At 33.8% G+C, this 22,678-nt stretch carries 21 protein-coding genes; 17 read left to right on the top strand and 4 right to left on the bottom strand.

Annotated elements, in window-relative coordinates:
* The first annotated feature begins 104 nt into the window (after positions 1–104).
* The 3 genes from AC4FRF_RS04175 to AC4FRF_RS04165 all read left to right on the top strand — a co-directional run bounded on the left by AC4FRF_RS04175 (position 105) and on the right by AC4FRF_RS04165 (position 3,031).
* Positions 105–869, top strand: a complete 765-nt coding sequence (locus tag AC4FRF_RS04175; RefSeq protein WP_491158206.1) for an exodeoxyribonuclease III — start codon at positions 105–107, stop codon at positions 867–869.
* A 68-nt stretch (positions 870–937) separates the two neighbouring features.
* On the top strand, positions 938–1,879 hold the full coding sequence (locus AC4FRF_RS04170) for an OmpA family protein (protein ID WP_491158204.1): 942 nt from the start codon (positions 938–940) through the stop codon (positions 1,877–1,879).
* Between the two features lie 114 nt (positions 1,880–1,993).
* On the top strand, positions 1,994–3,031 hold the full coding sequence (locus tag AC4FRF_RS04165; protein WP_491158203.1) for an NADP(H)-dependent aldo-keto reductase: 1,038 nt from the start codon (positions 1,994–1,996) through the stop codon (positions 3,029–3,031).
* Between the two features lie 127 nt (positions 3,032–3,158).
* On the opposite strand, the gene AC4FRF_RS04160 is transcribed toward AC4FRF_RS04165, so the two are convergent.
* A complete protein-coding gene (locus AC4FRF_RS04160; RefSeq protein WP_491158202.1) occupies positions 3,159–5,120 on the bottom strand; it encodes a transglycosylase domain-containing protein in 1,962 nt (653 codons plus the stop codon).
* Positions 5,121–5,388: 268 nt separating this feature from the next.
* On the opposite strand from AC4FRF_RS04160, the gene AC4FRF_RS04155 reads away from it, so the two are divergent.
* The 8 genes from AC4FRF_RS04155 to AC4FRF_RS04120 all read left to right on the top strand — a co-directional run bounded on the left by AC4FRF_RS04155 (position 5,389) and on the right by AC4FRF_RS04120 (position 11,792).
* Positions 5,389–5,967 (top strand): porin family protein, encoded by a 579-nt coding sequence (locus AC4FRF_RS04155; RefSeq protein ID WP_491158201.1) that lies wholly within the window; start codon positions 5,389–5,391, stop codon positions 5,965–5,967.
* Between the two features lie 192 nt (positions 5,968–6,159).
* Complete coding sequence (locus AC4FRF_RS04150; RefSeq protein ID WP_491158200.1) at positions 6,160–6,528, top strand: hypothetical protein; 369 nt, start codon at positions 6,160–6,162, stop codon at positions 6,526–6,528.
* A gap of 160 nt (positions 6,529–6,688) precedes the next feature.
* Entirely contained in the window at positions 6,689–7,525 is an 837-nt protein-coding gene (locus AC4FRF_RS04145; RefSeq protein WP_491158199.1) for an NAD-dependent epimerase/dehydratase family protein, read from the top strand.
* Position 7,526: 1 nt separating this feature from the next.
* A complete protein-coding gene (locus AC4FRF_RS04140; RefSeq protein ID WP_491158197.1) occupies positions 7,527–8,471 on the top strand; it encodes a DMT family transporter in 945 nt (314 codons plus the stop codon).
* 48 nt (positions 8,472–8,519) lie between these two features.
* A complete protein-coding gene (locus tag AC4FRF_RS04135; protein ID WP_491158196.1) occupies positions 8,520–9,197 on the top strand; it encodes an SCO family protein in 678 nt (225 codons plus the stop codon).
* Between the two features lie 121 nt (positions 9,198–9,318).
* Positions 9,319–9,558, top strand: a complete 240-nt coding sequence (locus AC4FRF_RS04130) for a FeoA family protein (RefSeq protein WP_491158195.1) — start codon at positions 9,319–9,321, stop codon at positions 9,556–9,558.
* Positions 9,558–11,657 carry a ferrous iron transport protein B gene (feoB, locus tag AC4FRF_RS04125; RefSeq protein ID WP_491158194.1) on the top strand — a complete coding sequence of 700 codons (2,100 nt, stop codon included), beginning with the start codon at positions 9,558–9,560 and terminating at the stop codon, positions 11,655–11,657. Before AC4FRF_RS04130 ends, feoB begins: the two co-directional genes overlap by 1 nt.
* A gap of 6 nt (positions 11,658–11,663) precedes the next feature.
* Entirely contained in the window at positions 11,664–11,792 is a 129-nt protein-coding gene (locus AC4FRF_RS04120) for a FeoB-associated Cys-rich membrane protein (protein ID WP_491158193.1), read from the top strand.
* A 64-nt stretch (positions 11,793–11,856) separates the two neighbouring features.
* Here AC4FRF_RS04120 and AC4FRF_RS04115 read toward each other — a convergent pair whose 3' ends face one another.
* Together AC4FRF_RS04115 and AC4FRF_RS04110 are read right to left on the bottom strand one after the other, a co-directional pair.
* Complete coding sequence (locus tag AC4FRF_RS04115; RefSeq protein ID WP_491158192.1) at positions 11,857–12,510, bottom strand: metal-dependent transcriptional regulator; 654 nt, start codon at positions 12,508–12,510, stop codon at positions 11,857–11,859.
* A gap of 84 nt (positions 12,511–12,594) precedes the next feature.
* Positions 12,595–14,466 (bottom strand): Nramp family divalent metal transporter, encoded by a 1,872-nt coding sequence (locus tag AC4FRF_RS04110; protein ID WP_491158191.1) that lies wholly within the window; start codon positions 14,464–14,466, stop codon positions 12,595–12,597.
* Positions 14,467–14,560: 94 nt separating this feature from the next.
* Here AC4FRF_RS04110 and AC4FRF_RS04105 point away from each other — a divergent pair, with 94 nt between their 5' ends.
* From AC4FRF_RS04105 to AC4FRF_RS04085, 5 genes are all read left to right on the top strand, one after another.
* The gene (locus tag AC4FRF_RS04105) at positions 14,561–16,648 is read left to right on the top strand and encodes a TonB-dependent receptor plug domain-containing protein (RefSeq protein ID WP_491158190.1); all 2,088 of its coding nucleotides are present in this window, start codon (positions 14,561–14,563) and stop codon (positions 16,646–16,648) included.
* A 53-nt stretch (positions 16,649–16,701) separates the two neighbouring features.
* Entirely contained in the window at positions 16,702–17,847 is a 1,146-nt protein-coding gene (locus tag AC4FRF_RS04100) for a lycopene cyclase family protein (protein ID WP_491158189.1), read from the top strand.
* 135 nt (positions 17,848–17,982) lie between these two features.
* A complete protein-coding gene (locus AC4FRF_RS04095; protein ID WP_491158188.1) occupies positions 17,983–18,393 on the top strand; it encodes a BrxA/BrxB family bacilliredoxin in 411 nt (136 codons plus the stop codon).
* Positions 18,394–18,572: 179 nt separating this feature from the next.
* Positions 18,573–19,109, top strand: coding sequence for a hypothetical protein (locus AC4FRF_RS04090; RefSeq protein ID WP_491158187.1), 537 nt, complete (start codon positions 18,573–18,575; stop codon positions 19,107–19,109).
* Positions 19,110–19,147: 38 nt separating this feature from the next.
* Positions 19,148–19,480 carry a 2Fe-2S iron-sulfur cluster-binding family protein gene (locus AC4FRF_RS04085; RefSeq protein ID WP_491158186.1) on the top strand — a complete coding sequence of 111 codons (333 nt, stop codon included), beginning with the start codon at positions 19,148–19,150 and terminating at the stop codon, positions 19,478–19,480.
* Positions 19,481–19,613: 133 nt separating this feature from the next.
* On the opposite strand, the gene AC4FRF_RS04080 is transcribed toward AC4FRF_RS04085, so the two are convergent.
* Entirely contained in the window at positions 19,614–21,506 is a 1,893-nt protein-coding gene (locus tag AC4FRF_RS04080; RefSeq protein ID WP_491158185.1) for a peptidase U32 family protein, read from the bottom strand.
* Positions 21,507–21,709: 203 nt separating this feature from the next.
* On the opposite strand from AC4FRF_RS04080, the gene AC4FRF_RS04075 reads away from it, so the two are divergent.
* Positions 21,710–22,663, top strand: a complete 954-nt coding sequence (locus tag AC4FRF_RS04075) for a Fic family protein (RefSeq protein WP_491158184.1) — start codon at positions 21,710–21,712, stop codon at positions 22,661–22,663.
* The last annotated feature ends 15 nt before the right edge of the window (positions 22,664–22,678 follow it).

Raw genomic sequence — 22,678 nt, 5'->3', positions numbered from 1 at the left:
GAAAAAAACTCCATTATCCGACTATGAGCCTAGTTTGATTTTGAAATTTTATACCATAGCCGTTTTATTTTTTAGTATTTTTGGAAATCAAAAAAATCAAAAAAATGAGAATTGTATCCTATAATGTCAATGGAATTCGAGCAGCAATTTCAAAAGGATTTATAAATTGGTTAGAACAAGCAAAACCAGATATAGTTTGTCTTCAAGAAATTAAGGCAACTCCAGACCAACTTCCGTTAGAAGATTTTGAAAAAGCTGGCTATCCCTACCACTACTGGTTTCCAGCAACCAAAAAAGGTTATAGTGGCGTTGCTATTTTATCTAAAATAAAACCCAAAAATGTAGTTTATGGCACGGGAATTGAACACATGGACTTCGAAGGACGAAATATTCGTTTAGATTTTGAAGATTTTTCGGTAATGAGCCTTTATTTGCCTTCAGGAACAAACATCGAAAGACTGAATCACAAATTTATGTTTATGGATGATTTCCAAAATTATATTAATGATTTGAAAAAAGAAATTCCAAATCTCATTATTTGTGGCGATTATAATATTTGTCACGAAGCCATAGATATTCACGATCCTATTAGAAATGCTAAAGTGTCTGGTTTTCTACCGGAAGAACGCGCTTGGCTGGATGGCTTTTTGAAAAGTGGATTTATTGATAGTTTCCGATTCTTAAACAAAGAACCCGGCAATTATTCTTGGTGGACAGTGCGAGTAAAAACCGCAAGAAGTGACAATAAAGGCTGGCGAATAGATTATTGTTTAGTTAGCGAACCTTTGAAAGACAGAATCAAAAAAGCGCTTATTTTGCCCGAAGCAAAACATTCTGACCATTGTCCCGTTCTTGTAGATATAGAATAAATTAATTGCAATGATACTATCAATTGTAATTTCTAAAATAATTGGATTCAAATAAAATTAAATAAAAAATGATCAAAAAAATCTCCTTAGGGCTATTAGTTCTGGCACTTACATCCTCTTGTGTTTCGAAAAAAATTTATACCGATTTAGAAAACAAGTATACCGATTTAAAGAAAGAAAACAGAAGTTTATCTGATGAAAATGCCGATCTTTTAAAAGCTAAAAATCAATTAGAATTAGACAAAGATGCTTTGAAAAACGACTTAAGCAAAGTAAAATCTGAACGAGATAAATTAACAGCCGATCAAAAAGCGTTAACCGAAAAAATGGCACGCTTGCAAGATTCTTATAATGCTTTGGAGAAAAACAGCAATGATGCGCTGCAAGCCAACATGAAAAAGAATCGTGATTTATTAGCCGAATTAGAAGCCAAGCAAAAAGCCTTATCAATTGAACAAGAGCGTTTGAGCAAAAGCGCACAACGCTTAAAAGAATTGGAAGACAAAATAGCCGCCAAAGAAGCTACGATGCGAAAACTAAAAGAAACTTTATCCAAAGCCTTAAATGGTTTTGAAGGCAAAGGACTAACCGTAGAACAAAAAAACGGAAAAGTATACGTTTCTATGGAAAACAAATTACTTTTCAACTCTGGTAGTTGGGCGGTAAGTTCCGAAGGAAAAAAAGCAGTTGTAGAATTAGGAAAAGTGTTGGGCGAAAACCCGGATATTGCTGTACTTATCGAAGGACATACCGACAATGATCCTTACGGAGGTTCAGGACCTATTGCAGATAACTGGGATTTATCTACTAAAAGAGCTACAGCTATAGTAGGTATTTTGAGCGAAAACAAAGCCATCAACAAAAAGAATTTAACTGCTGCCGGAAGAGGTGAATTCTCTCCAATTGCCACCAATGAAACGGCTGAAGGAAAAGCTAAAAACCGTAGAATCGAAATTATCTTAACACCAAGATTAGATGAAATTGCAGAAATGCTAAACGAAATCAACTAAGATTCATTAAATAAAAGTTAAAAAGCTTCGAAGTACTGCTTCGAAGCTTTTTTGCTTTAAGTTCTTCCTAAAAACCTTTGTAACTTTGCTTTTTTTAATTTTTTAAATCCGATAATGAAATATACAACACTACCCAATTCAGATATCCAAGTAAGTAAAATATGTCTGGGCACGATGACTTTTGGACAACAAAACACCGAAGCAGATGGTCACGCACAAATGGATTATGCGGTTGCCAATGGCGTTAACTTTTTTGATACTGCCGAAATGTATTCGGTTCCGGCACGCGAAGAAACCTATGGAAGTACTGAGAAAATTCTAGGCACTTGGTTTAAAAAATCAGGCAAAAGAGAAGAAATTATTTTGGCTACTAAAATTGCTGGACCCAATCCTAATTTCACTTATATGCGTGATAAAAATGATTTTTCGCCAGCGAGTTTACAATATGCCTTAGATAAAAGTTTACAACGCCTACAAACCGATTATATTGATTTGTACCAATTGCACTGGCCAGAACGAAAAACCAATTTCTTCGGCAAAAGAGGCTTCATAGTAGAAAATGATGCCTGGGAAGATAATATCCGATTGGTTTTAGAAACCTTAGGCGTTTTTATCAAAGAAGGAAAAATCAAACACATAGGACTTTCTAACGAAACTCCTTGGGGAATTATGCGTTTTCTAGAAGAAAGCAAATACAACGATTTACCAAAAATCAGCACCGTTCAAAATCCATATTCATTATTAAACCGTCAATTTGAAGTGGGTTCAGCAGAAATTTGCATGAGAGAAAACGTAGGTTTGTTTGCTTATTCACCAATGGCTTTTGGGGTACTTTCAGGAAAATTTCTAACAGGCGAAAATCATCCAAATGCTCGAATCAAACTGTTTCCTCAGTTTTCAAGATATAATAGTGCACAATGTACTGAGGCCACAAAATTGTACAACGAAATTGCTAAAAAACACGGATTATCATTAGCTCAAATGGCATTGGCATTTGTAAACCAACAGCCTTTTGTAACAAGTAATATTATTGGAGCAACTACTTTGGAACAATTAAAAGAAAACATTGCCTCAATTGACGTTGTACTTTCGGAAGACATTATCAAAGAAATCAATGCGGTTCATGCTGCAATTCCTGATCCGGCTCCTTAATTTTTGCTATTTGACCGCAAAGTTACCATTAAGAATTTAAGTTTCATTAAGAAGAGTTTCGCTTAATAATCTTAATTTCTTAATGGTTTTATTTAAAAAAAACATTTTAAATGTTTCAAACAAAAAATTAAAACTCAAATTCATCATTCACTTTCAAAGAATCCACAACCGTTGTATCTTTTACTTTGATACGAAGAAACAATTTTGCTGGACCAGTTAGAATTGTAGGTTGGCTTTTAAAAACAGTATCATCAATGGTCAACAATCCTCTTCGAATCATTAAATTGGTAAAAAATGAAACTTGCTTTTCTGCAGATCCTCTTAAATTCCCTTCGTCGTTAAATTGATACATGAATTTTTTAGGGCTTGGAATTACTCGCGCCAAAAACAAACATTCATTAAAAGTCAAATCGGCTGGAGTTTTTTGGAAATAAAACTGTGCAGCTTCACCAATTCCGTATACATTTGGCCCCCATTCGATAATATTGAAATAGACTTCCAGCATGCGCTCTTTACTCACAATTCGATTGTTTTCTAAGATGTAAACCAATAGAATTTCTTCTAGTTTTCGAGATAAGGTTTTTTCTCTGGTCAAGAAAACATTTTTAATCAATTGCATGCTAATGGTACTTGCACCGCGAGAAAATTTCTTAGTTTTTATGTTTTTTACAATGGACTGTTTGAATGCTTCATTGATAAAACCATGATGCGAAAAGAAGGAAGGATCTTCGGTAGTTAAAACACATTTTCTCAAATAAGGTGAAATTTGGTCTAAAGGTGTATAATTTGGATTCGCAGCACCCACTAAAACTGGACGTTGCAAAACATTGTTTATAATAGCACGATAGACAAATTCACCATTGAGTTTATTCAAATTGGCTTCGCCATATTTCGTAATTTTTAAGTTCTCTTTTTTTAGATTACTATCAAAAACCAAATCATTCGGTTTGTTTTTATTGTATTCAAAATCCAAATTATAATCGAAAGTACCTTCGGCTTCCATACCTTGAAAATGCGTAAACAACCCATCTGGAAGTGAACTTATAAAATCCTGCGCTTTCATTTTGGGAATATTCACTTTGAGTTTATAAATAGTATCTTCTTCGGTTTCGTAAGCAAGATACGGATGAAATTTCACTTTATTCAATTGCGCGGTTGAGCTGCTGTCTACAGAAATAAAATTTGAACCCAGAAGGAAGCGATAATCAAAACGGGCAGTCTTAATCAACACGTCTTTTTGAGCAATTCTAGTGTGATTGATTTTTAAATTAGCTATGGAAGTAAAACCATCAATATGGAGTTCGCCCCCACTTTTATCAATATTTTCAACATTCAAACGAATAGAATCAAAACTGGAAACAAGATGGTATCGTTCGTCAAAATAAGGCACTTTAATAGCACCCGTATCAATATTAAAAAATCGAATATCGGCTTTTTTATTTCTTGGATCAGCAAAACCTTTTATTTTCCAACGCTGGGCGAAAGTATTAGTTTTTACATGAATAGAAGTTTCCAATTCTTTGTTGGCCAAGACTAATTTTTTGATGTCAATTTTCGCCTTTTTTCCATTATCATCTAATTTGAAAGTCAAGTTCTCAACATTCATGTCAGTAGGAATCAGGTTCAATACTTTGGAAATGATTCGGTAAGCAAAAGCTGCGTAATCCCTTTTATCATTAGTATTTTCTTCGTCTTTATTCTTTTTTAAAAAAGCAGCAAAGTTTTTTACATTACCTTTTTTAGTCAGCTGAACGTAACCATTTTTAATTTCCAAAGTCCCTAATTGCACATCTCCAACTAACAATCGCCAAATATTGACGCTCGTTCTCATTTTTTGAATATTAAAAAGAGTATCCGCATTTTTGGGAACCAAAGTAATCCCTTCCAAATTTACAGCTGAAAGTCCTTCGAAACTAGCTTTTTTTACTAAAAACCGACTGTTATAGTCTACTTCCATTTTATTGGCCGTCTTGGCAATAACTTGTTCCAAAAGCACCCCTCTAAAGCTAAATACCCCAATGATTGCGAACAGCAAAAAAACTGCTATGATTTTTACGACTAAGAATATTTTTTGTTTTCTGGTTTTCATAAAGCAATCCTTTTTTGGCAGTGAGCTAAAATAATAACTTTTCACTTTGGTTTGGAAGCTGAATTTAAACTTTAATAAATACTTTGCTTTTACGACTGAATTGCAATTAAAAAACTACAAATTTTATTTTTATTTTAGAAATTCCAGCTTTTTTGCTTCTAAAATACTGGCGTACAGAAACTAACACAAAACGTTAAAAAGCCTGTAAACACTGGGCTTTTCGAATGTTTTAGCTAAATTTGCAGTACAAAAAAAATTAAAATTAAACATGAAAAAAGTTATTTTATCGGTTATTGCCGTATTATCATTTGCTTTTGCGAATGCGCAAGAATCAAAATCAGTAAAATTTGGTATTAAAGCTGGAGCTAATTACGATTGGTTAGCAACGGGAGAAGGATCTGTTCACGATTTACGTCCAGAAGTAGGATACCACGCTGGTTTAGTGGCTGAATTTAAAATGTGTGAAAAATTCGCTTTCCAAGCTGAGGCTTTATACTCTCACTCTAGCTACAAATTTGATGGAAACGGAAACACTTTAGGTATGGAAATTGAAATCAACCAAGTACAGGTTCCTGTTTTAGCTAAATTTTACTTAGTAAAAGGCTTATCTTTAGAATTAGGCCCTCAGGCTACTGTAATTGTTGACTCAAAAATCACTGATGTTGAAGGTGAAGTTGATGCTAATTTCAGAAAATACAACGTTGCTGCTGCAACAGGTTTAGCTTATGATTTTAATTCTGGTGCTTTTATTCAAGCTAGATACACTTACAGCTTCTTAGACTTACAGAATGGAGCTAACGGAAACAACCAATTTGGAATTCAAGCTTCTGTAGGATATAAATTCTAATTTTCTTTTTTAGAATAAATGACAAAAACCACGCTAATGGCGTGGTTTTTTTGTTCAAGTAAAAAAACATTAACTGGCTTTTTCTACAGATTAAGCCTAAAAAACCTAGTCTGAACAAACAATTGGTTTTTAATTATTTTGATGTATTTTTTTTGTAACTTTCAAATATCTAACCTAATAGCCTCTTAAATCATGAAAAAATCAATTTTTTTTAGCTATGGAATTTTATTAGTAGTCCTGCTAATGCTAGCATGCCATGAAAAACGAAACGAATTAGTTGATTCTTGGAAAATTACTGCAGTAGAAGCCAAAACCACTCTTTCTGATTCTGTAAAAAACGAAATGCTTACCAAAGGAAATTTGACCTTTACCAAAGACGGACGCGTAAACGGCTTTTTAGAAAGTGAAATAAATAACGGCACCTATGCTTTGACAAAAAAAGGCAAAAACCTTATTGTTAAAGACGAAACCGGTACACCTTATCCTTATGAAAGTACAATCACTAACAACCAAGTAATCTTAGAAAATGATAAAATAAAACTAACACTTACAAAAGAATAAAAAGGTTAAACAACAAGCCACTGCTTTACAGATACAAAGAATGGTTTGTTTCAACCTTTGTCCCAAACTCTTTTCTACAAATAATTCTGCACCCTATAAAAAAGATCAATCTGCTACCTTAAAAGTCAAATAATTATCCTGAAATTTGCAATCTGAAATAATGAAAAGCAAAATGACACAAATTAGCATTTTAGGTTGCGGATGGCTGGGATTTCCTTTGGCGAAAGCCTTATTGAAAGAAGGTTTTTCGATTAAAGGCTCAACTACGACAATCGATAAAAAAGAAATGCTGGAAAATGCTGGGATTATACATTATTCTATTGCCCTTGCCATAGAAAATTTCTCCGCTCCTGTTGCTGATTTTTTATACGGAAGTCAAATATTGATTATTGCAATTCCTCCGAAATTGAGAGGGAAAAACAAAGATTATTCGGATGCTGAAAACAATTCATTTGTTCAAAAAATTAAAAACCTGCTGCCATATATCCAAGAATCATCGGTAGAAAATGTGTTATTTATTAGTTCCACTGCGGTTTATGGGGAAGCAAATGCAGTGGTAGATGAAAACACGACTACCATTCCTGTTACCGAAAGCGGCAAGCAATTGCTTGAAATTGAACAATTACTATTAGCTAATACGCATTTCAAAACTACTATTTTACGTTTTGGTGGCCTCATTGGCGAAGACCGAAATCCTGCTCGATTTTTAGCTGGGAAAGAAAATGTTCCAAATCCAGAAGCCCCAATTAATTTGATTCATCTAGACGATTGTATTGGTATTATTCAAAAAATTATAGCAACGCAATCTTGGAATACCACTTTTAATGCCGTTACACCCTTTCATCCAAGCAGAAAAGACTATTATACTCAAAAAGCATTAGCAGAAAAGCTAATTCCGCCAACCTTCAACGAAAAGAATCCTTCTGTTGGAAAAACCATTTTGAATGACTATTTAATAGAAAAACTAAACTATACATTTATCAAAACCGATTTATAAAGTGAAGGCAAAAATACAGCATGCTTTTTCCTCAAAAATAAACAGCATCGGATTACCGATTTTAGCTGTGGCTTGGGTTGGTTTTTTTTGGGGAACTACTTGGATTGCATCCAAAGAAGGAGTTTCGCACATGCCTTCCTTACAACTAGTCGCCACCAGACAATTTATCAGCGGCTTGTTGTATATTTTATTTTTCATCATAACTAAAGAGCCTTGGCCGAAAGGCAAACAATGGACCACCATTATAATACTCGGTATTTTAAATTTTACCTTAGCTAATGGACTAAGTACTAGTGGCGTAAAATACATCAGCAGCGGACTTGGAGCCATAATTGCCGCAATTTTCCCTATTTGGGTGGTGATTATTTCTTTTTTTAGAGGAGAACGAGTTGCAAAGTTGGCTGTTATTGGGCTTCTTATTAGTTTTGGTGGTATATGTGTTATCTTTTACGAACATTTGAGCGATTTTCTGATTCCGGATTTCAGATTAGGAATTGTTTTATCTGTATTAGCAACCATTTCCTGGGCTTTTGGAACTTTATATACCAAGAAAAAGGCCGCTTCATTTAATCCTTATTTTAGTTTAGGCTTACAAATGTTCATTTCTAGCATTATTCTATTTGCTGTTAATGGTGCAGTAGGAACTTCTATCAGTCCTAGTGAAATTCCTATGAGTTCATGGATTGCAATAGCTTATTTGGTTATTGTAGGCTCTGTTATTACCTTCAATATTTTTGTCTATTCTCTACAACATCTTCCACCGGAAGTAAGTAGTATCTATGCCTACATTAATCCTATTGTTGCCTTATTATTAGGTGTGGCATTTTTTGGCGAATCATTAAGTGTTTCAATTCTTTTAGGTGGACTTGTTACTCTTTTTGGATTGTACCTTGTCAATAAATCATTGCGTAAAAGCCGCAAAAAAACAAATATTTTAATTAAGTAAAGCTTCCTGATTTCCAAGTAGGTTTTTGTATTTTTGCAAAAAAAATTCATGAAATCTGTTTTATACAAATACCGCATTTTCATTGGTATCTTTCTTATTTTTTCGGCAATTACGCTTTTTCTTTTTTACAATGCTCTAAAACCTCAAAAAATACTCCCGATTTACAATCCTGCCGATGTAAATCCTGAATTAGTCGATAGCACGGTACAATATGTGAGTAAATACCATACTATAGCTGATTTTTCGTTTACCAATCAAAATGGAAAAACCATTACTCAAAAAGATTACGAAGGCAAAATTTATGTTGCTGATTTTTTCTTTACCACCTGCGGTTCTATTTGCCCAAAAATGACCACTAACTTAGTGGAAGTCCAAAAAGCCATCATCAATAATCCTAAAGTGATGTTGCTTTCTCATACGGTTTTTCCAGAAGTGGACACCGTAGCTGCATTAAAAGCTTATGCTATCAAAAATGGTGTAGACGACCGCAAATGGAATCTGGTTACTGGCGATAAAAAAGAAATTTATACCATGGCCAGAAAATCCTATTTAGCCGTAAAACTGGGCAAACCAAGTCAGTTGTACGATATGGTTCATACCGAAAATTTTGTGCTTGTGGATAGTAAAAGAAGGGTTCGTGGTTTTTATGATGGGACTAAAAAAGAAGAAATTCAAAAACTCATTGAAGACATCAATTTCCTTTGCAACGAAAAAAAATCCAATTAAAATACACGGCTTCTCTTTTACTGGCTAATTATCTCTAATTAAAACATAAAACTGATAATTATCATTCGAGTTAGCAATATAATATGTATTTTTGCAATCTTAATTCAATCTAAATAAGGCCTTGCGTACCACTATACATTCACTAAAAAAAAGCGAAAAAGCAATAATCAAAGATTTTGATATTGACATTATTCCGTTAAAGTTACTTGAAATGGGTTGCTTACCAGGTAACACAGTCGAATTACTTCAAATTGCACCTTTTGGAGATCCTTTGTATTTAGATGTCAATGGTTCTCATGTAGCCATTCGGGTAGAAACTGCCAAAGAAATTGAAGTAGAACTTATCAAAATTGTGCTTTAATGATGCATCAAAATATTAACGTAGCCTTAATTGGAAATCCTAATGTAGGAAAGACGTCAGTCTTTAATCAGCTTACTGGTTTAAATCAACAGGTAGGAAACTACCCTGGAATTACTGTTGAAAAAAAGATAGGTTTTTGCAGATTAAATCATAATATTAAAGCCAATATTCTAGATTTACCTGGAACATACAGCTTAAACGCCAGTTCTATTGATGAAAATGTAGTCATTGAATTGTTACTCAACAAAAACGATAAGTTGTATCCTGATGTAGCCTTAGTAGTTACAGATGTGGAAAATTTGAAAAGAAACCTATTGCTTTTTACTCAAATAAAAGACCTTGAAATCCCTACCATCTTAGTTATTAATATGGCTGACCGAATGGAAACTAAAGGAATTTCACTAAATATCCCCTTCCTAGAAGAACAATTAAAAACAAAGATTGCCTTAGTCAGTTCTAGAAAAGCCATAGGAATCGAGGAACTTAAAGATCTGATTGTAAGTTATAAAACTATTTCGGCAGAACCTTGTTTAAACGCCTCCGTAATTGACAAAGAGTACTTTAACAACTTACAAAAAGCTTTTCCTGACCAACTGTTATACAAACTTTGGTTGGTGATTACTCAGGATGTTAATTTTTTAAATTTAGAGCGAAAAGAAATACACAGCACGTTCACCAAATCGCATACAGAATTAAAACGTTTACAGCAAAAAGAAACCATTAAGCGCTACCAGTTTATCAATGACGTTTTGAAAGAAGGGCTTATGGTAGACACAACTGTAGCCAAAGATTTTCGCTCCAAACTAGATCGTGTTTTAACACATAAATTTTGGGGATACATTATTTTCTTTGCCATTCTTTTTGTGATTTTTCAATCAATTTTTGACTGGTCTTCTGTACCAATGGATTATATTGACAGCACTTTTGCAACTTTAAGCACTATGGCTGCCGAAAAACTTCCTGCAGGTATTTTAACCGATTTGATTTCGCAAGGAATTATTCCTGGAATTGGAGGAATCTTAATTTTTATCCCACAAATTGCCTTCTTATTTCTCTTTATATCCATCTTAGAAGAAAGTGGCTATATGAGTCGTGTGGTTTTTATTATGGATAAAATCATGCGCCGTTTTGGACTATCCGGAAAAAGTGTTGTTCCCTTGATTTCAGGTACTGCCTGTGCCATTCCAGCCATTATGGCGACCCGAAATATTGAAAACTGGAAAGAACGTCTCATTACCATTCTAGTTACACCATTTACAACCTGTTCGGCTAGATTACCTGTTTATGCTATTATTATTGCTTTAGTAATTCCTAATCATCGTGTATTGGGCTTCCTAAACCTTCAAGGACTCACTTTGATGTTATTGTATTTACTAGGTTTTGGAATGGCTATTTTCTCGGCTTATGTTTTGAATAAAGTCATGAAAATTAGCGGTAAAACCTTCTTTGTAGTCGAAATGCCCAATTACAAATTGCCACTATTAAAAAACGTAGCTATAAACGTAATTGAAAAAACAAAAGCATTCATCGCTGGAGCCGGGAAAATTATCCTAGCTATCTCTATTATTTTATGGTTTTTAGCGTCTTACGGACCAGGAGAAAAATTCAAAGATGCCGAAGTAATTATTAGTTCAAAAACAGAAAACAAAACCATTTCTGAAACAGAATTAAACAATAAAATTGCTGCTTTTAAACTTGAAAATTCGTATATTGGGATTATGGGCAAAACGATTGAACCAGTTATTTCGCCTTTAGGATACGACTGGAAAATCGGTATTGCAATTATTAGTTCGTTTGCCGCTAGAGAAGTCTTTGTGGGAACACTTGCAACCATTTACAGTGTAGGTGGTACAGATAACGAAACAACGATTAAAAACAAAATGGAGTCGGAAATTCATCCCGAAACAGGAGCCAAAATATTCAATTTTGCAACCGGAATTTCCTTATTGTTGTTCTATGCCTTTGCTATGCAATGTGCCAGCACGCTTGCCATTACTAAAAAAGAAACCAATAGCTGGAAATGGCCTTTGGGACAATTAATTTTTATGAGCAGTTTTGCCTATATCACAGCCTTAATAGCCTATCAAATTCTAAAATAAAACAAGATGTTTCAAGAAATCATAGCTTATTTAATCCTTGGAATTGCCGTAGTTTATCTATTTAAAAAATTCTTTTTGAAGAAGAAAAAGAAGGATAAAAACTGTGGTGGAGGTGATGATTGCGGCTGTCATTAATATATTTACTGGAAATTACTAATGCTTTCAAGTTTGTAAATTTCCAGTAAAATCTTTTTAGAAACTAACTCAGTTTCACAAAAAGATTGCTTCCGATTTTATTCGAAATATTTAAAATTGCCTCTTCTACCTTGATTCGAAGCGAAAGATCAAAACTTTCTTTACTTACAATTTCGATAGTTGACCCCAAAGCAATTCCTTGTTTATCCAGATATTTTAAAAACTCCGAAGAAGTATCTTTGACCCCAACGCAAATTCCTTTTTGACCTTCGGTTAATTCCGAAAGCAGCTGTTTTTCTATTTTTGGTAATAAACCCTGCGCATTAGGTATAGGATCGCCATGAGGATCTTCGGTAGGATTTCCTAAAAAATTATCCAGTTTATTAATTAACTTTTCTGACTTAATGTGCTCTAATTGTTCTGCAATATCATGCACCTCATCCCAAGAAAAATCTAATTTTTCCACCAAGAAAACCTCCCACAAACGGTGTTTTCTAACAATCATTTTTGCCTCTAGTTTCCCTTTCTCTGTAAGTGTAACGCCTTGGTATTTTTTATAATGTACCAAATCTTTTTCGGCTAATTTTTTAAGCATATCCGTCACCGAAGACGCTTTGGTTTCCATCGCTTCAGCAATGGCATTAGTGCTTACACCCGAGCCAGAAACTACGGTTAAATGATAAATCGCTTTAAGGTAATTTTCTTCTGAAAAAGTCATTTTTTAAGGTTCTAAGATTCTAAGCTACTGAGGTTCTAAGTCTAATGCTCAAAGAAAAATCTTAGAACCTTAGAAGCTTAATAACTATTTTTTAACAATCAACAAAGGTATCGAAATTTTATGTCTTAATTTATCTACCGTTGTTCCAAAAATCAAATCTTTAAAACCTGTATGTCCATGAGTTCCCATAACCAGAATATCAAAATTTCCTTTATTGACAATTGCTGGAATCATTTTAGTAGGTTTTCCAAAACCCAACTGAACCATTACATTAAAACCTTTTTCCGAAAGCATTTCACGATATTCATTCAGTAATTTTTCATCCACAAGCGTTTCATGGTCATCAATATGTTCCCCATAAACCATAGCTCCAACCGTTTCAACTATATGAATTAAAGTATAATTGGCCTCTTTTCCTCCTAATTCAAAAGCACTGTTTAAAGCATTTTCATCTGCAAAAGAAAAATCAACCGAAACTGCAATATTCTTTTTAGCATAACTTTCAGATTTTGAAAAATGCAATTTAAGGTTGTGCGGTGAATGATTTTGAAAGGCAATTTTGGATTTAGTAATAAAGGGCTTGAAAACAATATAAAGCAATAAAATCAAGAAACCAAAAGCCAAAGGAACCACAGTAAACCATAAAACCAACGGATTACTGGAAGTTTCCAACCATCCATTTATTTCATCATAAACCAATTTTGCATTTAGCACTACAATTATTAATGCTACAATCCAGGAGGCAATTTGTGTTGTTTTACTAATATGAAAACCATTCATTTTACTCTTATCACTCACAAAATGAATTAAAGGAATAATGGCAAATCCCAATTGTAAACTCAAAACTACCTGACTAAAAATCAACAACTCACCTGTAACGCCTTCCCCAAAAATAGTAATAACAATAACTGCTGGAACAATTGCAATTAATCGTGTGATGATTCTTCTTACCCAAGGTTGGATTCTTAAATTAAGATAGCCTTCCATCACAATTTGTCCGGCCAATGTTCCAGTTACCGTAGAACTTTGACCCGCAGCAATTAAAGCTACTGCAAATAAAACAGGCGCCCATTTTGTACCTAATAAAGGCTGCAAAAACTTATGAGCATCTTGAATTTCGGCCACTTCATGCATTCCTATTTTATAAAATGTAGCTGCGGCCAAAATTAAAATGGCTGCATTAACAAAGAAAGCCAGGTTCAATGCAATAGTAGAATCGATAAAATTATATTTCAAAGCCTGCTTAATTCCAGCTTTAGTTCTTTCAAATTTTCGAGTTTGTACCAATGAAGAATGCAAATACAAATTGTGTGGCATCACCGTAGCTCCAATAATTCCAATAGCGATATATAAAGCAGCCGCATTAGGCATCGAAGGAATCAAACCTAAAACAACCTTATCCATTTCAGGTTGGGCAAAAATCATTTCGAAAATAAAAGAAACTCCAATTACCGTTACTAATGCAATGATAAAAGCTTCCATTTTCCGAATGCCTTTATTAATTAAAAACAGTAATAAAAAAGTATCCAAAACGGTAATCAAAACCCCTTCAATAAGCGGAATATCAAATAACAAATTGATACCAATGGCCATTCCTAAAACTTCTGCTAAATCACAGGCAGCAATGGCAATTTCAGCCAAAAAATAGAGAATGTAATTGATAAAAGGCGAATAAGTTTCTCGGGAAGCTTGTGCCAAATCGCGCTGCGTAACAATTCCCAATCGCGCACTTAAACTTTGCAACAACAAAGCCATTAGATTACTCATCAATAAAACCCAAAGCAAGGAATAGCCAAACTGGCTTCCACCTGCAATGTCAGTTGCCCAATTTCCTGGATCCATATAACCCACACTGATCAAGTAAGCTGGCCCAAAAAAAGCTAATATTTTTTTAAAAACTGATTTTTTATTTTGAGTCGAAACTGACTCGTGTACTTCTTCAAGTGATTTTCCCATCTTGTAAACTAACTGATTAAGGCAAATATAATTATATTTTTTTGTTTATTGAAATATAAATTTTAGATTTGTCTAAAAATAAATTTAAATTAAAATGAAAAAAATAATTATACTAACCTTATTTCTTACAGCTACACTACTTCAAGCACAGATAAAGAACGATTCCTTGATAAAATCTAAAAACTATTTGGATGAAGTAGTCGTAACAGGAACTAAAACTTTCAAAAGAAAAATCGAAAGTCCAATCATTGTAAATGTTCTAAACAGCAAAATGCTGGACAATTTACAAGTCTGTAATTTATCTGAAGGATTAAAATTCCAACCTGGACTTCGAGTAGAAACCGATTGTCAAACCTGTAATTATACGCAGCTTCGTATGAACGGATTGGCTGGTGGTTATTCGCAAATTCTAATCAATGGAAGACCTATTTTTAGTCCGTTAATGGGATTATACGGCATGGAGCAATTGCCTGTCAATATGATTGAACGCATTGAAGTCGTTCGCGGTGGAGGTTCATCTTTATACGGTTCGAGCGCAATTGGCGGAACGGTAAATGTAATCACAAAAATTCCTAAAAGAGATGCTTTCGAAATCAACACAACCTATTATAACATTGATGGAAAAAGCAATGATTACACTTTAAACGGAAATGCAACATTAGTAAACGAAAACAAAAACGCAGGAGTCTCTCTGTTTATGAGTCACCGCGAACGAGAACATTATGATGCCAATGGCGATAATTTTTCTGAAATTCCTTTAATTGAAAATAATTCTCTGGGAGCTAATTTCTTTTTCTTACCAACAGAAAATCAAAAAATAGAATTGAGTATTAGCAACCTGAATGAATATCGTTTTGGAGGAGAAATGGTCGATAAACCCGCTTATTTAACACAACAATCCGAGGAACGCAAGCACAAAATTTGGTTTGGAAGTTTGGATTACCAAATTAATTTTGACAACCAAAAAAGCAGCTTAATTACGTATGGAGCTTGGCAAAACACAGACAGAAAACATTACACTGGTATTTTCCCTGATGAACCTGCAGATATCGAAAATCACTTAGCCAATCCGCCTTACGGCATTTCCACAACACAAACGCTTCAGGGCGGCGTGCAATTCAACCACAAATTGGATGACTTTCTAAATGGGACTAATGTATTGACTGTAGGTACCGAATATGTTTCTGATAAAGTTTTTGATGAAATAGCTTCGTATAACTATTTGGTCGATCAACACACCAAAGATTTTGGAACCTTCATTCAAAGTGATTGGGAAATTCTACCAAGTTTGAATTTACTTTCCGGTATTCGATTGGACAAACACAATTTGGTTGACAAAGTTATTGCCAGTCCCCGATTGGCTTTGCTTTACAAATACAAATCGGATACACAATTCCGATTGAGTTACGGAACGGGTTTTAGAGCTCCACAAGCATTCGACACCGATTTGCACATTGCTTTTGCCGGCGGAGGCGTTTCCAGAGTGATTTATGATCCAAATTTAATTGAAGAACGTTCCAACAGTTTTAGTGGTTCCATAAATTACGACAAAGCCACTGAGAATTTCATTGCCGGATTTACTTTTGAAACTTTTTATACGCGTTTAAAAGATGCTTTTGTACTGAAAAATATTGGCGAAGACGAATTTGGACAAGTATTCGAAAAGCAAAATGGATCAGACGCAACGGTAAAAGGAGTCACTATTGAATTGCGTGCAAATTTCAACAGAAAATTACAACTTGAAACAGCTTATACAGTCCAAACCAGTAAATATGCAGAAGCCGTGACCTATATAGACGGCGTAGCTCCAACAAAGAATTTCTTAAGAACACCCAACCAATACGGATTTGCAACAGCGACTTTTACTCCAACAAAACAATGGAACATTAACCTGAATTATGTGTATACTGGAAAGATGAAAATTGCTCATTTTGCTGGCGCACCAAATCAAACGGTAGATGAAATGGTAACAAGTAAAAGTTTTTCGGAAGTCAATTCTAAAATTGGCTATACTATTGAAAGCAAAAAACTAGGTTTTGATTGTGAAATTTATGGTGGTCTAAAAAACATCTTTAATGCCTATCAATCTGATTTTGATATTGGAAAAAATCGCGACAGCAATTATATTTATGGTCCTGCTCAACCCAGAACAGCTTTTATCGGAATTAAATTGAAGAATTAAATACTGAACAGCAATAGAATTCTTTATTTTTGAAAAGAATTCATTCCAAATCCATGAAACACTACCATTATATTTTTACCGGTTCTGGTCTGGCCGCTTTGATGACGGTCTATAAAATGGTTCTATCAGGAAAATTTCAGAATAAAAATATTTTGTTATTGGATAAAAATCCTAAAAAAACCAACGACCGAACCTGGTGTTTTTGGGAAAAAGAAAAATCAACCTGGGAGACCATTATTTCTAAAAAATGGGAATCTGCTTTGTTTGCCAATGCTGATTTTAAGCGAAATTTAGATTTAGCACCTTATCAATATTGCAAAATTCAGGGATTGGATTTTTACAATCTGGTTTTTGAATTCATTTCTAAACAAAAAAACATCAGTTTCTTAAATGAAAAAGTAACTGATATTAACGAATTGGAGAAGCATGTTTTTGTGGCTACCGAAAATCAATCTTTTACTTGTGATCAGGTTTTTAATTCCATTTACGACAAAGCTATTGTAACAAATCAAACCAAGTTTCCGGTTTTACAACAGCATTTTGTGGGTTGGTTTATTACATCCAAAGAAGCCGTTTTTACTCCGGAACAAGCAACTTTCATGGATTTTTCTGTGGAACAAAAAGGCAATACAAGATTCATGTATATGTTACCAACATCCAAAACCGAAGCTTTATTGGAATACACCTTGTTTTCACATACGCTTTTAGCAAAAGAGGAATACGAAACCGAAATAGAAAATTATATCAAAAAACTCGGCATTACTGATTACAAAATCATCGAAAAAGAGCAAGGAAGTATCCCGATGACGTCTTATCCTTTTTGGAAAAAAAACACCAAAAGAGTAATAAATATAGGTACTGCCGGCGGATGGACGAAAGCCAGTACAGGTTATACTTTTAAGAATTCCGATAAGCAATCGTCACGCTTGGTCACTTTTCTAAAACAGCAGAATAATTTTAGAAAATTCCATCGCAAAACGAAATTCTGGTTTTACGATTTGTTATTATTAGACATTCTAGACAAAGAAAACGAGTTAGGTTCTGGCGTCTTTTCTTCTATGTTTAAAAAAGGAAATCCCGCTTTGATTTTTAAGTTCCTGGATGAAGAAACCTCACTAATTGAAGATATTCAGGTTATTCTAAAATGTCCTAAATGGCTTTTTATAAAAGCATTATTCAAATCGGTTCGTTATTTATAATTTTAAAAACACGCTGTTTTCGCTTTCAAGAATAGCTATTAAACTATAACAAAACTTTATAATCCAAAACATTTTGTTCAGCAGATTCTTCGTAACTTTGCCTATTCAAAAATTACAAATTAAAATTCAAACAATATGTATCCACAAGAAATGGTAATCCCAATGCAAGCTGAATTAACATCTGCAGGATTTCAAGATTTACATAGTGCACAAGACGTAGAAAACGCTATCAAAGCTGAAGGAACAACATTAGTAGTTGTAAACTCTGTTTGTGGTTGTGCTGCAAGAAATGCACGTCCAGGAGCTAAAATGAGTTTAGAAGGAGCTAAAAAGCCAGATCATTTAATCACTGTTTTTGCAGGAGTTGATAAAGAAGCAGTTGATGCTGCAAGACAACACATGTTCCCTTTCCCTCCATCTTCGCCATCTATGGCTTTGTTCAAAAACGGAGAATTGGTTCACATGTTAGAGCGTCACCACATCGAAGGTCGTCCAGCTGAAATGATTGCTGAAAACTTGCAAGATGCTTATAACGAATTTTGCTAAGTAAAGCTTTTTAAAAAATATAAACCGCAGATTCGCAAATTATTATTTTTAATTTGTGAATTTGCGGTTTTTTTATTTGGTGCTATTTCCAAGTTATTCGTTTCAGTCTTTTCAGAATAAAAATCAATATATACATTTGATTTGCTTGCAATCTATTAAACAACTCTAAAAATTTAAAAATGATTTCTGAAGAGGAAGCAAATGAATCTCTAAATAGAATTGAGAATCTTGATAAAATATTAAATAAATTATCTAATCATTATTCAGAACTTAATTCTAAGTCGATTTTAAGAGAAGATATTTTTGATGCTCTATATCTATCTTTAAAAAATAAATTGGACTGGGAACACCCACTTGACTTTTGGGATTTAGAAATCAACGAAGATGAGGCAAAAAATGTGTTATCTGACTTTGATTTTAAGACTGTATTTTTTAAAGTACATACAAATAAAAATATAATTCCTCAGGACTTATTGATGCAGTACAAAGTCAAAATTAAATCTAATGGTTTAATTTGGCTAATTCATAAATATGACGCTGACCCTTTTCCTTCTAATCCTCACGCACATGAATTAAATAACGGAATAAAACTAGACTTAAAAAATGGTAACTGTTATCGAAAAACTCAATTTTTGCATACAATAAAAAAGAAAGACTTACTTGAAATAAGAAAACAAGCTAGTAAAAAATTTAATTTACCTGAATTAGAAATCTAAAGGATACTTAAAAACTTTGCATCTTTGCGGTAAAAAAAATGGAAAAAGAACTCAAAACCATCAGCTTCACAGTTATTGAAAACGGAACTAGAATTCCCATTTCAACCCGTCATGGTCGATATCCTAATTTGATGTTTTTGCTCAAAGACGAATTACAGCTGGAAAGTTTTGGTGAATGTGGCGGTGTTGGAAGATGTGCGACCTGTGTGGTACAAACAATGGGAATCACAGGAAATTCAGCCCTAAAAGACCGAAACGAACCCGCAACCTTATCCAAATTAGGTTTCGAAGAAGCATCTATTCGCCTTTCCTGCCAAATCTATATCACAAAAGATCTTGATGGAGCTGAAATTACTATTTTAGATATTTAATCACAATTTTCTATTTGCGGTAAAAAACAAAAAAGCCACAACATCTCTGTTGCAGCTTTCTGTATAAAAAATTCCCGTTGCCGGTCTCACTTTATGTGATTGCTTCGTCCCTCGCAATGACGAACTAATGGTATTATCTTCTCTTCACATAATCCAATTGCTCGTCCTGATCGATGATTTCAAATTCGGCATCTTTTTCCCAAATTTCCATCTCACAAGGTTTGCAGTTGAATTTCAGTTTGTATTCGTTTTCACCATGTTTTAAAGTAAGCGGTTCTGCTACTTTTTCCCCCATAGTTTCACGTTGGAAACGGGCACATTTACCCAACTCGTATTTCACACAATATTTGGTGGTCATTACACGGGCTTTCCCGGGATCCCATTGCAATTCGAATGCTTTTTCAATCTCAGTTACCCCGTGTCTTTTATAAAAAGCTCTGGCTAATTTATTCGAAACATTAAACGTAAAATCCAGTTTTTCTGTTGGATAAGGATGATCCGTTGGAACGATTTGGAATTCCTCTCTGTGGTATTCATTAATACGGATATCTATTAATTGTTCCAAAGCAATTCTACGTACTTCATTCACCTTTGAAATAGGTAAAAACCAGTTGTTGCTGAATTCCACTTCAATCGCATCCACGATAAAAGGTGTATTTCCTGTTTTAGCTAAGTTTTTCGTAATATTTGGAACAACTGATTCGGCACTTTTTGCTTCTTCTTTTGCTGTTTCTAAACTAGCAATACTTTGATGACCGTCTTCATCGGTAACAATCAGTTCAAAACCATTTGCTGTTTCTACAAATCGCATTGCAACACCAATTTTACGAACCGCAGCATTTTCTTTTTCTACAATGCGGTTAAATTCCGCATCCGAATTACGGTAAATCATGGTTCCAACAGGAATATTTTTGAACGTATTCGGCACCACAATATCATTCACAATAATATTGATTTGTACTCCATCAGCAATTCCATCTGCATTTATAAAATACAGACCATCGCCATTGTTCAGCTTTTCGGAATTTTCAATTACATAACCATTGGCTTTGATTTCTGTTACTTTACCAATATGCTGTCCTTGTGATTTTGGACTTTCCCAGTTACCAATTTTCTCTTTTCGTTGGTTTACAAAATAATCGGTGTAGCCTCTGTTGAAACTTCTGTCCATTTCCGGTTCGAAATTATAGAACGTTCTACCGGAAGATGCTTTTTGGAAATTCTCATTATTTTCTAAGAAAGCATCTAATTTCTTTCTTAAAAACGAAGTATTGTTTTTTACATAAACAATATCTTTTAATCGGCCTTCGATTTTAAATGAAGTAATTCCCGCTTCGATCAAAGCCGGTAATTGATCACTTAAATCCAAATCTTTAATCGAAAGCAGATGACTTTCGGTCAATAAAGTCGTTCCGTTTCCGTCAATCAGATTGTACGGTAAACGGCAGTTTTGAGCACAGGAACCGCGGTTGGCACTACGTTCTCCACCCGCAATACTCATGTAACAATTCCCGCTAAAAGAAACGCATAATGCTCCGGAAACAAAGAATTCTAATTCTACATCAGTTGCAGCAGCAATATCACGTACTTGGTCTAAATTCAGCTCACGCGCTAAAACCACACGTTGCATTCCGGCATCTTTCAGGAACTTCACATGTTTAGGGTCACGATTGTTCGCCTGTGTACTGGCATGAATCACAATGGGAGGCAAATCCATTTCCATAATAGCCATATCCTGTACAATCAATGCATCGACACCAATATCGTATAATTGATAGATTAATTTTTTACAATCTTCTAATTCGTTATCGTACAAAATGGTATTAATCACCACAAAAACCTGTGCCTTAAACAAATGGGCGTATTTGACCATTTCGGCAATATCTTCCACAGAATTCGTGGCATTAGTACGCGCTCCATAATGTGGTGCTCCAATATATACAGCATCTGCACCCGCATTGATAGCGGCAATTCCCTGAACCAGATTCTTAGCCGGAGCCAGAATTTCTACTTTCTTCTTTGTCATTTCAGTCCTTGAATTCCTTTTTTTTTGGAATCAGAGTGCAAAAGTATAAAATACTTCTCAAAAAAGCAGGATTTTAGTGGGATTAAGATTTAAATGATTTGAAAAACAACAACTTATACAACAAAGAATTAATTGAATTAAAATAGATACATAAAATTGAATTTATATCTTTATTTTTGATAGTATCAAATGATAGTATCAAAATGAAACCGCCATACGAAATAACCTCAGTAATTTTAAAATATATTTCTTCCATTTCTGAAAAAATTGGGGAAGTGAATGCTAAATATCTAGTAAAGACAAATCCAACTTTACGAAAACAGAATCAGATTAAAACAATCTATTCATCATTAAGTATTGAAGGGAATACTTTATCTGAAGAACAAATCACAGCAATATTAGAAAACAAAAGAGTTGTTGGTCCCCAAAAAGACATAATAGAAGTTTTGAATGCTTTAGAAGTTTATAAAAACTTAAATACCCTTAAACATCATTCTGAAAAAGATTTTTTAAAAGCACATAAACTGCTAATGAAAAATCTTATCGAAAATTCAGGGAAATACAGAACCAAAAGTGTTGGGATTGTAAAAGGTTCAAAAGTAGAACATATTGCACCTCCTTATGAAAATGTTCCTTTTTTAATGAAAGATTTATTTCAATATTTAAAAGATAAATCTGAAATCTCATTAATTAAAAGTTGTTTTTTTCATTATGAGATGGAATTTATTCATCCATTTATAGATGGAAACGGAAGAATGGGAAGATTGTGGCAAACTCTAATTTTGAAAGAAGAATATTCTGTTTTTGAATTTTTGCCTTTCGAAACATTAATAGCAAAAAACCAAGAAGCTTATTACAATTCATTATCCGTTTCCGACAAGGAAGGAAAATCAACTAAATTTATTGAATATATGCTAGGTATTATAGATGAATCTTTAAATGAGCTTTTAGATAATTCAACAAAAAAACTTTCTGATGAAGAAAGAATTCAAGTTTTCATTGAAAATTTCACATCTATTTTTACAAGAAAGGATTATTTAAATTTCTTCAAAGATCTATCATCAGCAACAGCTAGTAGAGATTTAAAAAAAGCGGTAGACAACGGAATCATTTCAAAAACTGGGGATAAAAAAACAACTGTATATCAAAAAAACTAACATTCACAGGAATGA

The sequence above is a fragment of the Flavobacterium sp. ST-158 genome (genome assembly GCF_058309975.1).
The sequence above is the reverse complement of the archived record's forward strand: the minus strand, read 5'-3'. Positions and strand labels throughout refer to the sequence as shown.

Bases quoted from the DNA above. Each gene is read 5' to 3' on its own strand.
- AC4FRF_RS04175 (WP_491158206.1), top strand. From the start codon at position 105: ATGAGAATTGTATCCTATAATGTCAATGGAATTCGAGCAGCAATTTCA.
- AC4FRF_RS04170 (WP_491158204.1), top strand. From the start codon at position 938: ATGATCAAAAAAATCTCCTTAGGGCTATTAGTTCTGGCACTTACATCC.
- AC4FRF_RS04165 (WP_491158203.1), top strand. From the start codon at position 1,994: ATGAAATATACAACACTACCCAATTCAGATATCCAAGTAAGTAAAATA.
- AC4FRF_RS04160 (WP_491158202.1), bottom strand. From the start codon at position 5,120: ATGAAAACCAGAAAACAAAAAATATTCTTAGTCGTAAAAATCATAGCA.
- AC4FRF_RS04155 (WP_491158201.1), top strand. From the start codon at position 5,389: ATGAAAAAAGTTATTTTATCGGTTATTGCCGTATTATCATTTGCTTTT.
- AC4FRF_RS04150 (WP_491158200.1), top strand. From the start codon at position 6,160: ATGAAAAAATCAATTTTTTTTAGCTATGGAATTTTATTAGTAGTCCTG.
- AC4FRF_RS04145 (WP_491158199.1), top strand. From the start codon at position 6,689: ATGAAAAGCAAAATGACACAAATTAGCATTTTAGGTTGCGGATGGCTG.
- AC4FRF_RS04135 (WP_491158196.1), top strand. From the start codon at position 8,520: ATGAAATCTGTTTTATACAAATACCGCATTTTCATTGGTATCTTTCTT.
- feoB (WP_491158194.1), top strand. From the start codon at position 9,558: ATGATGCATCAAAATATTAACGTAGCCTTAATTGGAAATCCTAATGTA.
- AC4FRF_RS04120 (WP_491158193.1), top strand. From the start codon at position 11,664: ATGTTTCAAGAAATCATAGCTTATTTAATCCTTGGAATTGCCGTAGTT.
- AC4FRF_RS04115 (WP_491158192.1), bottom strand. From the start codon at position 12,510: ATGACTTTTTCAGAAGAAAATTACCTTAAAGCGATTTATCATTTAACC.
- AC4FRF_RS04110 (WP_491158191.1), bottom strand. From the start codon at position 14,466: ATGGGAAAATCACTTGAAGAAGTACACGAGTCAGTTTCGACTCAAAAT.
- AC4FRF_RS04105 (WP_491158190.1), top strand. From the start codon at position 14,561: ATGAAAAAAATAATTATACTAACCTTATTTCTTACAGCTACACTACTT.
- AC4FRF_RS04100 (WP_491158189.1), top strand. From the start codon at position 16,702: ATGAAACACTACCATTATATTTTTACCGGTTCTGGTCTGGCCGCTTTG.
- AC4FRF_RS04095 (WP_491158188.1), top strand. From the start codon at position 17,983: ATGTATCCACAAGAAATGGTAATCCCAATGCAAGCTGAATTAACATCT.
- AC4FRF_RS04090 (WP_491158187.1), top strand. From the start codon at position 18,573: ATGATTTCTGAAGAGGAAGCAAATGAATCTCTAAATAGAATTGAGAAT.
- AC4FRF_RS04085 (WP_491158186.1), top strand. From the start codon at position 19,148: ATGGAAAAAGAACTCAAAACCATCAGCTTCACAGTTATTGAAAACGGA.
- AC4FRF_RS04080 (WP_491158185.1), bottom strand. From the start codon at position 21,506: ATGACAAAGAAGAAAGTAGAAATTCTGGCTCCGGCTAAGAATCTGGTT.
- AC4FRF_RS04075 (WP_491158184.1), top strand. From the start codon at position 21,710: ATGAAACCGCCATACGAAATAACCTCAGTAATTTTAAAATATATTTCT.